We start from the raw sequence: 13,040 nt of genomic DNA, 5'->3' as shown, positions 1-13,040 counted from the left end.
ACCCACCCCTGACCCCCACCCCGCACCCTGCCTGCGAGCCTGCTACCCCTCAAGGAGCGACGATGACCCTCACCCCCGCCCACCCCACTGCCGTCTCCCCCACCCTGCCCTGGACGCGTGTGTGCGCCGTCAGCGACATCCTGCCCGGCACGGGCGTGTGCGCCCTGATCGACGGGCAGCAGGTCGCCGTGTTCCACGTGGCGGGCCGCGTGTTCGCCCTGGGGAACCTCGACCCGTTCACTGGCGCGAGCGTCCTGTCGCGCGGCCTGACCGGCAGTTACACCCGGAACGGTCAGATCCGCCTGAAGGTCGCCTCACCGCTGCTGAAACACACCTTCGACCTTGAAACCGGCGAGAGCCTTGATACGCCCGGCGTGCGCGTTCCCATGTACGCCACCCGCACCGAAGGAGGTGACGTATGGACTGGTTCGCTGGCCTGAACGTACTGAGTCTGGAATCCCGCCGCAGTGAAGAGATGCACACCCTGATCCGCAAGTACGGCGGCGCGCCCCAGGTCGCCCCCAGCATGCGCGAGATGAAACTGGACCTGAACGCGCCCCTGTCGCAGTTCGAGCGTGACCTGAGCGCCGGGGACATTCACGCCGTCGCCTGCCTGACCGGCGTGGGCACCCGCATGTTCCTGAAAGAACTCGCGGCCCGCGACCCGCAGCACCTGGAAACCCTGCGCGCCGTGCCGTTCGTGTCGCGCGGCAGCAAACCCGCCCAGGCCCTCAAGACCTTCGGGCTGAGCAGCACCATCGTGCCCAAACCCAGCACCTGGCATGAGGTGCAGGAACACCTGATCGCCACGCTGGAACGCGGGCAGCACGCCGTGATCCTCGAGTACGGCGAGGCCGTCCCGACCGCCATGCTGCGCGAACTCGGCTACGCCGGGATCCGCGTGACGAGCATACCCGTGTACCGCTGCGCGTTCCCGCAGGACACCGGCCCGCTGGCCCGCGCGGTGCGGGACGTGATCCTGGGCGGCCCGGACATCCTGCTGCTGTCGAGCGGCACGCAGATCCTGCACTTCCTGAAGTACGCCGAGAAACTGAACCTGCTGGAAGAAGCCCGCGCCGGACTGAACCGCATGGTCGTGGTGTCCATCGGCCCGGCCTGCAGCGAGGCGGCCGCCGACCTGGGCCTGCGCATCGACCTGGAAGCCAACCCGCACAAGATGGGCATCCTGGTGCGCACCGCCGCCGAGCACGGCCCCGCCATCCTGGCCGCCCGCCTGGGCCGCACGGGGTAAGCGAACCAGAGGAAGGGGGGGAGGGGGCCGCAGTGGCCACCCTCCCCCCTCTGCTGTCCGGCGGTCCGCTCAGCCAGTGACCGGTGTTGAACTGGCCGGTGTGGGGCCGGCAGGGGCGCCCGCTGCGGACAGGCCCTGAATCTGCGACACGAAGAACGAGGGGGACCCGTCGTCGGACAGGATCATGGAGACGTTCAGCTGCGCCCAGAGTTCACGCCCGTCAGAGTGGTAGTAGCGTTTTCTCATCTCGTACTGCGGTATCTCGCCTTCCAGAAGTTGCCGCAGCAGGCCCAGGTCGGCGTCCAGGTCATCCGGGTGGGTGATGTCCTGGAAGGTCAGGGTCAGCAGTTTCTCGCGTGGGTAGCCCAGCAGGGCGCACAGGGCGTCGTTCACGGTCATGAAACGGCCCAGCGGGGACACCAGCGCCATGCCGATGGGCGACTTCCTGAACATCGCGACGAACAGCTGCGTTTCACGGTCGGGCATGCGGCGGCCTCGTGGAGAACATGTCTCATTCTAGAGCAGTTCTCCGGATGACGGCAGCAGGGACGACGCCCCGGGGTCCCGTCATTCTGCGTGCTGATGGACGAAATTCGCTAGTCCTCCCGCGCAGGTCGGTGGGTCCAGTGAGTCGGGCCTGAATCGACTGTCACTTGATAATGATTTGTTATTATCATTCTGTGCGTCTTCCATCCCTCCAGACCCTTCCCCTGCTCGCCCTGCCCCTGCTGACCGGCACCGCCGCCGCCGCCCACTACCCGGTGACCGTTCCGCATACGTCCGGGCAGACGACCCTGCGCGCCGAACCCCGCCGGGTCGTCGCGCTCGGCCCGCACGCCCTGGACCTGCTGCTGTCACTCGGCGTGCAGCCCGCCGCCTACGGCGAGGCCGCCCAGATCGCCACGCGCGACTACGGCTCCCCCATCCGCCAGATCCGCTACCTGGGCAGCCGCGTGACCGGCGCACCCATCAACGTCGGGGACCGCTTCAACCCCAACCTGGAAGTGCTGCTGTCCGTGAAACCCGACCTGATCGTCGGCGAGAACTACGCCGCCGCGAACTACCCGGCCCTGACCCGGCTGGCCCCCACCCTGCTGCTCCACGGCATTCACAGCGGCGACTGGCAGAAAAGCGTCGTGACACTGGGCCGCGCCCTGAACCGCGAACCGCAGGCCAGAGCGGTCCTGAGCCGCCACGCGACCCTGATCCGACGCGCCGCGCAGGACGTGCCCGCCCCGCTGCGCGGCGCCCGCGCCCTGGTCGTCTGGAACGCCGGCGGCCCGCAGCGGGACGTGTTCACGGTCCTCGGGCCGCGCGACTGGACCGGCGGCTTCTTCCAGAGCCTGGGCTTCCGGCTGGTCCTGCCCGGCAGCGCCGACCCCAGCCTCGGCGAAGGTTACCGTAAGGTCAGCAGCGAGGCCCTGGCCGGCCTGGACGCCGACGTGGTCTTCCTGATCGCCTCGAGCCGCAACACGACCGCGCAGGCCCGCCGGGACTGGCAGGCCAACCCGCTCGCGCAGCGCCTGAACGCCAGCCGCAGCGGCCGCGTGTACGTCCTGGACCAGCAGCTGTTCGGCCGCCTGCGCGGCCCCATCGGTGAGGAACTGATGATCCGTGAACTCCAGCGCCAGTGGAAACCCTGAGCGCACACCCCGGCTGACGGACAGACCGAACAGAACGCGCGCCCCTGCACAGCTCGGGGCGCGCGTTCGTCCGGGTCAATCGGAATCCATCAGCGGGTCAGGGCGTACGGGATGACGTGCGGGCAGCCGGTGTCCGGGTCGGTCAGCAGGTGCGCTTTCAGGCCGAACACGTCGCGCAGCATGTCGTGCGTCAGGACCTCACTGGCCGGGCCGTGCGCGTGGATCTCGCCGCCCCTCAGGGCGATCAGGTGGTCGCTGTAGCGGGCGGCCTGGTTCAGGTCGTGCAGGACCATCACGACCGTCTTGCCCTGCTCGCGGTTCAGGCGCTGCGCGAGGTGCAGCACCTCGAGCTGGTGGGCGGGATCGAGGTAGGTGGTGGGTTCGTCCAGCAGCAGGATGTCGGTCTGCTGCGCGAGGCTCATGGCGATCCAGGCGCGCTGCCGCTGCCCACCGCTGAGGTCTTCCAGGGCGCGGCCCGCGAAGACGCGCATGCCGGTCTGGTCGAGCGCCCATTCGACGGCCTCGCGGTCCCCGGGGCGGCGGACGGGAAAGCGGCCCTGGTGCGGGTGACGGCCGAACCACACGAGTTCCTCGACGCTCAGGCCCTCGGGCGCCACGGGGCCCTGCGGGAGGATGGCGAGGCGGCGGGCGATCTCGCGGCCCGGCAGGGTGTGTAGCGCCTGCCCGTCCAGCAGCACGCTGCCCCGCCCCGGCGGGAGCAGGCGGGCCAGGGCGCGCAGCAGGGTGCTCTTGCCGCAGCCGTTCGGGCCGATGATGGACGTGACCTGCCCGGCCGGGATGCTGAGGTTCAGGTCCGGAATGATCACGTTCTGGCCGTACCCGAGGCGCAGGTCGCGGGTGACGAGCGGGGCGGGGCGGTGGGTGGGCAGCGGGTCGGTCATGGGGTTTTCCTCAGCAGGTACAGGAAGTACGGGGCGCCGACCAGGGTGGTCAGCAGTCCGGCCGGGACTTCCAGGGGGGGCAGCAGCGTGCGGCCCAGCGTGTCGGCCGCCAGGACCAGCGCCGCGCCCAGCAGCATCGAGACCGGCAGGGCGCGGGCGTGCCGCGCGCCGACCAGCAGCCGCGCCACGTGCGGGGCGAGCAGGCCCACGAAGCCCAGGATACCCGCGCCGGTCACGGCGGCGCCCGCCAGGGCCACGCCCACGCCCAGCGCCAGCAGCCGCGAGGGATTGACGCGCGTGCCGAGGCTGGTGGCGAGGTCCTCGCCGAGGTTCAGGATGTCCAGCGTGCGGTGCAGCGCCCAGGCGGCGGGCAGCAGGACCAGCGCCCAGGGCAGCAGGCGCGCGGCGCGCAGGCTGTCGGCGCCGTACACGGTGCCGGTCAGGAAGGTCAGGGCGCTGCCCAGGCCGTCGGGCGCGCGGACCAGCACGAGTTGCTGCGCGGCCCCCAGCGCGGCGGCCACGGCCACGCCCACCAGCGCCAGCCGCACCGGGTGCAGCCGCCCGCCGCGTTCCTGCGCGAGCAGCAGCACCAGCCCGAAGCCGCCCCACGCACCGGCCAGCGCCGCCCAGGGCAGCCCGCCGGGAGGCGCGGCGGGCCACGCGAGCAGGAACACGGTCGCGGCCAGTCCCGCCCCGGCCCCCACGCCGATCAGGTCCGGCGAGGCCAGCGGGTTGCGGATCACACCCTGCATGACCGTGCCGGACGCCGCGAACATCGCGCCGCACAGCAGCGCCACGGCCACGCGCGGGGCGCGCAGGTCCAGCACCAGTTGACGGGTCAGGTCGTCCCCGCCGCCCAGCAGTGCCGCCAGCACCGAGCGGGCGGGGGTCGGGACCGCGCCCAGCCCCAGCGCCAGGATGCCCAGCACGGCGCACAGGACGGCCAGGATCACGGCGACCGTGACGGCGCGGGCGGTCGTGAAGCGCGGCGCACCTGCGGAGAGGGCGGTCACGGCTGGTACTGGAAGCCCCGTGCGGGCGCGGCGTCCTGCAGGAAGCGGCTCTCGATGGCCTGCGCGGTCATGAGTTTCAGGGCGGTCGGGCCGCGCCCACGGGTCCAGTCGTCCCGGTTGAAGGTGTACACCCGGCCGCGTTTCACGGCGCTCAGTTTCTGCCACAGCGGGTTTTTCGCCCAGGTGTCCGTGACGGGCTTCTCGTCCGGGGCGGTGAACAGCACCAGCGTCTGCGGGTTCAGGGCGACCAGTCCCTCGAGGCTGGTCTCGAACTGCGTCTGCCCGTCACGGACCGGGACGGCGTTGCGGCGGCCCACCGCTTCCAGGAAACTGCCGGCGAAACTGCCCTGCGTGTGCACCGTGAACGACGTGGGCGTGACCACGCCCGCCACGAAGGTCGGCGCTCCCTTTTTCGTGAAGGCGCGGGCCTTGGCGATCAGGGTCTTCTGGTCGGCCAGGAGTTGCCGGGCGGCGGCCTCGCGGCCCACCAGCCGGCCGATCTGGAGGGTCTGGTTGTTCAGTTCGTCCAGGTCGGCGCGGCGGCTGGGGAACACGGCGGTCGGCGCGAGGCGCGCGAACCCGGCGGCGCTGTCCTTGTGGATCAGGGCGTCCGCGAGGATCAGGTCCGGGCGGGCGGCGGCCATGGCTTCCAGGCTGGGCTGCCCCCGGCTGCCGGTGTGGGTGATGCCGCCCACCTTCGGGCGCAGGTAGGGGGGCGCGCCCCGGTCGCCGCCCTGCGTGCCGAGCGCCGCGCCGACCGGCCTGACCCCCAGGGCCAGCAGGGTATCCACGAACGAGTACTCCAGCGCCACGACCCGCCGGGCGGGGGCGGGCAGGGTCAGGGGGCCGCGTTCGGTGGGTACGCTGACCGGCGCAGCCGAGGCCATCGGGGCGCTCAGCAGGGCCGGGAGGAGGGCGGTCAGCAGGGTGGAACGTGAGAAACGGTCGGGCATGGTGGGTCCTTTCAGTGAAACGGTAGAGGAAGGAAGGGGCGGAGACAGCGGGGCCGGTGTCATTCGCGGCGGCCCACGCGGCGGGCGATCAGTACGAACACGGGCGCGCCGACCGCCGCGACCAGAATGCCGACCGGGGTCTCGGCGGGCCGGTCGATCAGGCGGGCGGCGGTGTCGGCCAGGGTCAGGAACCCGGCGCCCAGCAGCGCCGCGAGCGGCAGGCTCAGGCGGTGGTCGGGGCCGCTCAGGGCGCGCGCGGCGTGCGGGACGATCAGGCCGACGAATCCGACAGGACCGCACACGCTGACGGACCCGGCGGCCAGCAGCACGCCCAGGCCCGTGACGATCACGCGGTCGCGGTCCGTGCGTGCGCCGAGGCTGCGGGCCACGTCCTCACCGAGGGTCAGGACGTTCACGCGCGGCGCGGCCAGCAGCGACAGCAGCAGCCCGCCGCCCAGCCACGGCGCGATCTGGGCCAGTTGTTCCCAGGTGCGCCCGGCCAGCGAGCCGGACAGCGCGAACAGGGCGCCCTGGGCGCGTTCCTCGAACAGCAGTTGCACGGCGCGGGTGGCGGCCCCGGTCAGCGAGGCGACCGCCACGCCCGCCAGCGCCAGTCGCAGCGGGGTCACGCTGGCCGTGCGGGCGGCCACGTAGGCGGCCAGCGCGGCCAGCACGCCGCCCAGGAACGCGGCGGGCACGAACAGCGCGGCGGGCGCGGCCGGGAGGAACACGACCATGATCAGGATGGCGAGCGCGCCGCCTGCCTCGACGCCCAGGATGCCGGGGTCGGCCAGGGGATTGCGGGTCACGCCCTGCAGCAGCAGGCCCGACACGGCCAGCGCCGCCCCGGCCAGCGCGGCGACCAGCGTGCGCGGCAGCCGCAGCGTGTGGATGACGAGGCTGTCCGTGCTGTCGTCCGGGTGCAGCAGCAGCCGGGCGGCCTCGGCCAGGGGAATGTCGCTCGCGCCGAGTGCCAGCGACAGCAGGACACTCAGCAGCAGCGTCAGGGCCGCCAGGGGCAGCAGCGCGGCGGGCCGGAGCTTCACGCGCTCCCCACCGGCGTGAGGGCCGTGACCGGGCCCAGCGTGAACTGCCGGACCGGGGCGGCGTCCCCGGAGTGGCTGGAGCCGCGCAGGTGCAGGGACGCGGCGGGTAGGACCGGGGCGCGGTACGTCTCGGGGCCGTGCGGGCCGCTGGCGGTCAGGGTGACGGTGTGGTCACCGTCCGGGTGGGTCTCGACGGTCGCGCGGCGGGCGCGGTTCAGCCAGTCCCAGCCGTACTGGACAAGCAGGTGCCGGTCGAGCAGTTGCGCCAGCGGAGGCAGGCCCGCGAAGCCGCGCAGGTGCCCGGCGACCTGGGCGGGCGTGACCTCGCGCCGCGCGACCTGCACGGCCAGTTCCGGGGTCAGGTGCGCCCACAGCAGCCCCGAGGGCAACTCGACGGCGGTCGCGGCGAAGCGGTGCCCGCCGAAGTGCCCGGTCCGCCACGCGCGCACACCCGCGCCGCCCAGCGCCTGATAGACCGGCACGCCGTAGCGGCCGCAGGCGGCGTCCACGGTGCCGTGCGTGCAGACGTGCAGGTCCGGGCCGTCCGGTGCGGGCAGCTCGGTCCAGTCGCCGCTGGTCCTGTCGCCGCCGGTCAGGGCGGACGGGTCGATCAGGGTGTCGTGCAGGCCGCGCGCCCAGTCGCTCTGAGACAGCTCGCTGGCGTAGTCGCGCCGGACGTACCCGCCTGACGGGCCGCCGTGCAGGGGATCGGCCAGGGTGTAGTGCCGTACGCGCAGGGGGCTGCCGCGCCGGGTGGGGGCGCTCATGAGCAGGCCGAATCCGGCGCCGCTCGCCTCCACCTTCTCGCGTAGCGCGGCGAACACGGCCTGCTGTTCGGGCGTCCAGGCGTTCACGTCGCGCAGGCGGGCCCACATGGGGACGTCGAGTTCCAGGACCGTCACCTCGGCCCAGTGGGGGGCGGTGCCGATGGGGTCCTCTCCGGCGGCGCGGGATTCGTCCGCGCACAGGTTCAGGCGGGTCACGTCAGTGGCCGTTCAGGGCGCGGCCGGTCTCGCCGGGTAGTGAGGCGGCGAGCGGGGAGGTCGGGGGGATCAGGAAGCGGTTCACGCGCCGTACCCTAGTTAAACCGAGCGGAATAGTCAAGTTTATCCTGGAACATCACTGACAGCCAGCTTGACCTAAAACAATTTTTAGGCGAGACTAAAAATATGAAGATGCTGCTGCTCTCCGCCGCTCTGCTGTGCGTGGCCGGCACCCTGTCCGCCTGCCGCCCTGCCGAGCAGACCCCCACCCAGACCGGCGCCGGGACCACCGATGCCGGGACTGACCCCGAAGGCCGCCCCCGCGTCCTGACCACCTTCACCATCCTGGCCGACATGACCCGCAACGTCGCCGGCGACCGCATTGAGGTCGTGTCCATCACCAGACCCGGCGCGGAAATCCACGGGTACCAGCCCACGCCCAGCGACCTGATCCGCGCGCAGGGCGCCGACCTGATCCTGAACAACGGCCTGAACCTCGAACGCTGGTTCACCCGTTTCACGCAGGACAGCGAGGCGCCCACCGTCACGCTCACGGACGGGATCACGCCCGTGAACATCTCGGCCGACGCCTACGCCGGCAAACCCAACCCGCACGCCTGGATGTCCCCGAAAAACGCCCTGATCTACGTCGAGAACATCCGCCGGGCCCTGACCGACCTCGACCCGGACGGGGCCGACACCTTCCGCGCCAACGCCGACGCCTACGCCGCGCAGATCCGCGAGGTCGACCAGCAGCTCTCCACGCAGCTGGGCCAGCTGCCCCCGAACCGCCGTGCGCTCGTCACCTGCGAGGGGGCTTTCAGTTACCTCGCCCGCGACTACGGCCTGAAGGAACTGTACCTGTGGCCCGTCAACGCCGAGGAAGGCCAGGGCACGCCCCGCCAGATCCGCGCCGTGATCGACGGCGTGCGCGCCCAGGGCGTCCCGGCGGTGTTCTGCGAGAGCACCGTCCCCGACAAGGGCATGCGGCAGGTCGCCGCCGAGGCCGGCGCCCGCTACGGCGGGGACCTGCACGTGGACTCGCTGTCAGACGAGGTCCCCACCTACCTCGACCTGCTACGCAGGGACGCCGACACCATCCTCGCCGGACTCACGGGGGAGCAGCCGTGAGCGCCCCTGCGCTGGACGTGCAGGGTGTGAGCGTCGCGTACGGCGGCGGCCGCCTCGCCCTGAGAAGCGCCACGCTGACCCTGCAACCCGGCCGGATCTGCGGCCTGGTCGGCATGAACGGCGCCGGCAAGAGCACGCTGTTCAAGACGATCATGGGGTTCCTGCCGCCGCTGCGCGGGCAGGTGCAGGTGTTCGGGCAGCCCGTCCGGCAGGCGCAGAAGGCCGGCGTGATCGCCTACGTCCCGCAGGCCGAGGACGTCGACTGGGACTTCCCGGTCAGCGTGCGTGACGTGGTCACCATGGGCCGCCAGGGCCGCATGGGCCTGCTGCGCCGCCCGTCCGCCAGCGACCGCGACGCCGTGCAGGCCGCCCTGGCGCGCGTCTCCATGGCCGACTTCGCCGAGCGGCAGATCGGGGAACTGTCGGGCGGGCAGCGCAAACGCGCCTTCCTGGCCCGCGCGCTGGCGCAGGACGCCCGCCTGCTGCTGCTCGACGAGCCCTTCGGCGGCGTGGACGTCGGCACCAGCGAGGCCATCACGGGTCTGCTGCGCGACCTCGCGGGCAGTGGCCGCAGCGTCCTGGTCAGCACCCACGACCTGGGCACCCTGGAAACCTTCTGCGACGACGTGGCCCTGGTCGCCGACCGCACCGTCCTGACCGCCGGGCCGACCGCGCAGATCCTCACCGCCGAGAACCTCGCCCTCACCTTCGGGGGCCGCTCCCCGCTGCACGACCCGGCCCGCATTCCCGCGCGCGCCCCGGAGGTCCGCTGATGGACGCCCTGCTCACCCCACTGCTGGCCCCCCTCGGGTACGACTTCATGCTGCGCGCCCTGCTGGTCTCCTCGCTGGTCGGCGCAGTCTGCGCGGTCCTGTCGTGCTTCATCACCCTCAAGGGCTGGTCCCTGATGGGCGACGCCGTGTCGCACGCCGTGCTGCCCGGCGTGGTCCTGGCGTACCTGCTGAACCTGCCGTTCGTGATCGGCGCGTTCGTGTTCGGCCTGATCAGCGTCAGCGCCATCGGCTTCATCCAGTCCCGCTCGCGCGTCAAGGAGGACACCGTGATCGGCGTGGTGTTCACGGCGCTGTTCTCGCTGGGCCTCGTGATGATCTCGCGCGTGTCCAGCGACGTGCACCTGTCACACATCCTGTTCGGGGACGTGCTGGGCATCAGCCAGGACGAACTGTGGCAGACCGTCATCGCGGGCGCCGTCGCGCTGGGCGCCATCCTGATCCTACGCCGCGACCTGCTGCTGTACGTGTTCGACGCCACGCACGCCCGCTCCATCGGCCTGAACACCGGCTTCCTGTACGCCGCGCTGCTGGTCATCCTGGCCCTGACCATCGTCAGCGCCCTCCAGACGGTCGGCGTGATCCTGGTCGTCGCCATGCTGATCACGCCCGGCGCGACCGCGTACCTGCTCACGGACCGCTTCAGCCGCATGATGTGGCTGGCCGTGGCGACCGGCGTGCTGTCCAGCCTGCTCGGCACGTACGTCAGTTACTTCCTGGACGGCGCGACCGGCGCGTGCATCGTCCTCACGCAGAGCGTGCTGTTCGGACTGGCGTTCCTGTTCGCCCCGAAACACGGCCAGCTGGCCCGCCGCCGCCAGCAACGCCTGGAACGCGAGGCGGAGTTGCAGGGCTGACAGGATTCCGATGGAACGGTTTGCAGACCGTTCCATCCGAGCGAAGCGAGCAGGAACAGAGCGGGGTCCGGGCGTGGAGTTCTCCATCCGGTGATGGTTCCGGGTGGAGGACGAAACAGACGGACTCCGTAATGAGGCCCAACAACTCAAGAGGCGCGCCCCCGGTCAATCCAGGGGCGCGCCTCTCTTCTGGATTCAGCTGCCCAGTACGGTATCCCCGCCGATCCAGACGCGGGCGACGTCGGCGGGCGTGCCGGTGGCGAAGGCGGCGGCCAGGGCGCGTTCGGGGCTGGCGGCGTGGCGGAACACGGCGTCCAGGGGCGTGCCGGGCGCGGGGTTCAGGTGCACGGCGTCGAAGGCGCGGCCCGGCTCGAAGGACCCGGTGTGCGGCAGGTCCAGCGCCTCGGCCCCGGCGAGCGTGGCGAGGTACAGCAGGTGCGCGGGGCTCAGGGGCACGCCGCCGGGCATCAGGTTCTGCATGAAGTGCGCCTGCAAGCCTTCTTTCAGCAGGGAAAAGCCGGTGCCGCCGCCCACGTCGCTGCCCAGCGAGACGTGCACGCCGGCGTCCAGGTGGCGGCGCAACGGGAAGAAGCCGCTGCCGAGCGCGGAGTTGCTGCACGGGCAGTGCGCGGCGGTGCAGCGGTGCGCGGCCATCACGGACAGTTCGCGGTCGGTCGGGTGGACGTTGTGCGCCAGGACCGAGTGACGGCCGACCAGTCCGGCGCGTTCGTAGGTGTCGAGGTAGTCGCGGGCGCCGGGGAACAGGTCGCGCACGGTCTGGATCTCGCGGGTGTTCTCGTTGACATGGCTGGTGAAGCGCACGCCGGGAAAGTCGCGCATCAGGGCGGCGCAGGCGTCCAGGATGCCCTCGCTGGCCGACAGGCTGAAGCGGGGCGTCACGGCGTACAGGTTGCGGCCCGCGCCGTGCCAGCGTTCGATCAGGGCGCGGCCCTCGTCGTAGGCGCGCTGGGGCGTGGTGTGCAGTTCGCCCCGCAGCAGGCGGTCGCTGACGACCAGGCCGGTCACGGCGCGCAGGCCGGTGCGGGTGGCCTCCTCGAAGAAGGCGTCTACGGCGCCCGCGAAGTGCGACCCGAACACCAGCGCGGTGGTCGTCCCGGCGCCGATCAGCCCGCCGATGAAGTCGCGGGCCACGCCGCGCGCGTAGGCAAGGTCGGCCATGCGGGCCTCCTCCGGCAGGGCGCACTGGTCGAGCCAGTCGAGGAGCGGCAGTCCCAGCCCGCCGATCACGCGCACCTGCGGGTAGTGGACGTGCGTGTCGATGAAGCCCGGCAGCAGCAGGCCGCCGCGCAGGTCGGTGACCGGGGCGTCCGGGTGCGCGGCCCGGATGTCCGCGAAGGGTCCGGCGGCGCGGATCACGCCGTCCTGGACGAGCAGGCCGCCGTCCGACTGGGCGTCCAGTGCGTCCGGATGCGTGAAGGGATTGCGGGGCGTGTGCAGGTAGGTGGCGCGGTACAGGGTGGGGGCAGAGGTAGGGGAAGTCACGGGGTCCTTTCTGGGGCGGGAAGCGTCTGGAGGGCAGGCGCCGCCTGAATGAGCGGGAGAAGTTGCGCGGCGACCGCCAGCGCGATCACGGCCGGGTGCTTGCGCTGCGGCCCCCGGATCAGGTCCGGCAGGCCGATGGGCGTGGTGACGCGCGCCAGGGCGGCGGGCGGGTGGCCCAGGTCGCGCAGTTGCGCCTGAAAGCGGGTCCACTTGGCGGCCGAGCCGATCAGGCCCACGAATCCCATCTCCGGTCGGCGCAGCGCGGCGTCGATCAGGGCGGCGTCCTCGGCGTGATCGTGCGTCATGACGATCAGGTGCGTTCCGGCGGGCAGGTCGTGCAGGGTCATCTCGGGAATCGGGGAGTGATGCACGTGCAGGGTCGCGGCGGCGTCCGAGAGGACCGACAGGCGCTCGGGGGTCAGCTGGGCCGCGCGTGAGTCCACGAGGTGCAGGTGCAGCGGCAGGCGCGACAGGATGCGCGCGAGTTCCAGGCCCACGTGCCCCACGCCGAACACGGCGACGTGCGCGCGGGCGGCCTGCATGGGCTCGAGCAGCAGCGTGACCTCGCCGCCGCAGCACTGGCGGCCGTGGTCGTTCGCGGCGCGGTCGGTCAAGCGCAGCGTCAGCAGGTCCGGTGTGGTCGCGCCGGTCGCCAGCAGGGCGCGGGCACGGTCCACAGCGGTCGCTTCGAGGTTCCCGCCACCCACGCTGTCCCAGGTCTGGTCGGCGGTGACGAGCATCTTCGCGCCGGCCTCGCGCGGCGTGTGCCCGCGCGCGGCCGCGACCGTGACCAGCACGCCCGCCTCGCCCCGCGTGTGCAGGGCGTTCAGGGCCTCACGCCAGTTCACGCGCCACCGCCGCGCACGGGAGTGTCATACGGACTCCGATTGAATGGCTTGCAAAGCCGTTCAATCCGAGCGGAGCGAGTAGGAGCAGAACGGATTCCGGACGTGGAGTTGACAGATC

The 13,040-nt window shown here is 71.9% G+C and carries 14 protein-coding genes; 6 read left to right on the top strand and 8 right to left on the bottom strand.

Translation table 11 applies throughout. From position 1 onward, the window contains the following. Positions 1-62 precede the first annotated feature (62 nt). Complete coding sequence (nirD, locus tag M8445_RS16285) at positions 63-440, top strand: nitrite reductase small subunit NirD (RefSeq protein ID WP_273991033.1); 378 nt, start codon at positions 63-65, stop codon at positions 438-440. Next, positions 419-1,252, top strand: a complete 834-nt coding sequence (locus M8445_RS16280; protein ID WP_273991032.1) for a uroporphyrinogen-III synthase — start codon at positions 419-421, stop codon at positions 1,250-1,252. Before nirD ends, M8445_RS16280 begins: the two co-directional genes overlap by 22 nt. 69 nt (positions 1,253-1,321) lie before the next feature. Here M8445_RS16280 and M8445_RS16275 read toward each other — a convergent pair whose 3' ends face one another. Continuing rightward, positions 1,322-1,738, bottom strand: coding sequence for a PAS domain S-box protein (locus M8445_RS16275; RefSeq protein WP_273991031.1), 417 nt, complete (start codon positions 1,736-1,738; stop codon positions 1,322-1,324). 194 nt (positions 1,739-1,932) lie between these two features. Between M8445_RS16275 and M8445_RS16270 the strand changes: the two genes are divergently transcribed. Next, positions 1,933-2,895: an ABC transporter substrate-binding protein gene (locus tag M8445_RS16270; protein WP_273991030.1), complete on the top strand. Its 963-nt coding sequence runs from the start codon at positions 1,933-1,935 to the stop codon at positions 2,893-2,895. An 89-nt stretch (positions 2,896-2,984) separates the two neighbouring features. On the opposite strand, the gene M8445_RS16265 is transcribed toward M8445_RS16270, so the two are convergent. From M8445_RS16265 to M8445_RS16245, 5 genes are read right to left on the bottom strand one after another with little or no spacing between them, the layout of a single operon-like run. Beyond that, complete coding sequence (locus M8445_RS16265; protein WP_273991029.1) at positions 2,985-3,797, bottom strand: ABC transporter ATP-binding protein; 813 nt, start codon at positions 3,795-3,797, stop codon at positions 2,985-2,987. Then, complete coding sequence (locus M8445_RS16260) at positions 3,794-4,810, bottom strand: FecCD family ABC transporter permease (protein WP_273991028.1); 1,017 nt, start codon at positions 4,808-4,810, stop codon at positions 3,794-3,796. Before M8445_RS16260 ends, M8445_RS16265 begins: the two co-directional genes overlap by 4 nt. Beyond that, positions 4,807-5,763, bottom strand: a complete 957-nt coding sequence (locus M8445_RS16255) for an ABC transporter substrate-binding protein (RefSeq protein WP_273991027.1) — start codon at positions 5,761-5,763, stop codon at positions 4,807-4,809. Before M8445_RS16255 ends, M8445_RS16260 begins: the two co-directional genes overlap by 4 nt. 59 nt (positions 5,764-5,822) lie before the next feature. Continuing rightward, on the bottom strand, positions 5,823-6,809 hold the full coding sequence (locus M8445_RS16250; protein ID WP_273991026.1) for a FecCD family ABC transporter permease: 987 nt from the start codon (positions 6,807-6,809) through the stop codon (positions 5,823-5,825). Next, positions 6,806-7,792, bottom strand: coding sequence for a sucrase ferredoxin (locus tag M8445_RS16245; RefSeq protein ID WP_273991025.1), 987 nt, complete (start codon positions 7,790-7,792; stop codon positions 6,806-6,808). The genes M8445_RS16250 and M8445_RS16245 overlap by 4 nt, the downstream gene beginning before the upstream one ends. Before the next feature lie 186 nt (positions 7,793-7,978). Here M8445_RS16245 and M8445_RS16240 point away from each other — a divergent pair, with 186 nt between their 5' ends. From M8445_RS16240 to M8445_RS16230, 3 genes are read left to right on the top strand one after another with little or no spacing between them, the layout of a single operon-like run. Then, a complete protein-coding gene (locus tag M8445_RS16240; protein ID WP_273991024.1) occupies positions 7,979-8,923 on the top strand; it encodes a metal ABC transporter substrate-binding protein in 945 nt (314 codons plus the stop codon). Next, positions 8,920-9,696 (top strand): metal ABC transporter ATP-binding protein, encoded by a 777-nt coding sequence (locus tag M8445_RS16235; protein WP_273991023.1) that lies wholly within the window; start codon positions 8,920-8,922, stop codon positions 9,694-9,696. The genes M8445_RS16240 and M8445_RS16235 overlap by 4 nt, the downstream gene beginning before the upstream one ends. Beyond that, positions 9,696-10,571, top strand: coding sequence for a metal ABC transporter permease (locus tag M8445_RS16230; RefSeq protein WP_099749363.1), 876 nt, complete (start codon positions 9,696-9,698; stop codon positions 10,569-10,571). Before M8445_RS16235 ends, M8445_RS16230 begins: the two co-directional genes overlap by 1 nt. Before the next feature lie 195 nt (positions 10,572-10,766). Here the strand turns inward: M8445_RS16230 and guaD are convergent, their stop codons facing one another. Together guaD and xdhC are read right to left on the bottom strand one after the other, a co-directional pair. Beyond that, positions 10,767-12,074, bottom strand: coding sequence for a guanine deaminase (gene guaD / locus M8445_RS16225; RefSeq protein WP_273991022.1), 1,308 nt, complete (start codon positions 12,072-12,074; stop codon positions 10,767-10,769). Next, positions 12,071-12,922, bottom strand: a complete 852-nt coding sequence (xdhC, locus tag M8445_RS16220; RefSeq protein ID WP_273991021.1) for a xanthine dehydrogenase accessory protein XdhC — start codon at positions 12,920-12,922, stop codon at positions 12,071-12,073. Before xdhC ends, guaD begins: the two co-directional genes overlap by 4 nt. Positions 12,923-13,040: the final 118 nt, after the last annotated feature.

It is taken from the genome of Deinococcus aquaticus, from assembly GCF_028622095.1.
Lineage (GTDB): Bacteria > Deinococcota > Deinococci > Deinococcales > Deinococcaceae > Deinococcus > Deinococcus aquaticus.
This window is presented reverse-complemented; position numbering and strand designations above follow the sequence as displayed.

What these genes read in the sequence shown, in the direction of transcription:
- nirD (WP_273991033.1), top strand. Translation starts at nt 63, where the DNA reads ATGACCCTCACCCCCGCCCACCCCACTGCCGTCTCCCCCACCCTGCCC.
- M8445_RS16280 (WP_273991032.1), top strand. Translation starts at nt 419, where the DNA reads ATGGACTGGTTCGCTGGCCTGAACGTACTGAGTCTGGAATCCCGCCGC.
- M8445_RS16275 (WP_273991031.1), bottom strand. Translation starts at nt 1,738, where the DNA reads ATGCCCGACCGTGAAACGCAGCTGTTCGTCGCGATGTTCAGGAAGTCG.
- M8445_RS16265 (WP_273991029.1), bottom strand. Translation starts at nt 3,797, where the DNA reads ATGACCGACCCGCTGCCCACCCACCGCCCCGCCCCGCTCGTCACCCGC.
- M8445_RS16255 (WP_273991027.1), bottom strand. Translation starts at nt 5,763, where the DNA reads ATGCCCGACCGTTTCTCACGTTCCACCCTGCTGACCGCCCTCCTCCCG.
- M8445_RS16240 (WP_273991024.1), top strand. Translation starts at nt 7,979, where the DNA reads ATGAAGATGCTGCTGCTCTCCGCCGCTCTGCTGTGCGTGGCCGGCACC.
- M8445_RS16230 (WP_099749363.1), top strand. Translation starts at nt 9,696, where the DNA reads ATGGACGCCCTGCTCACCCCACTGCTGGCCCCCCTCGGGTACGACTTC.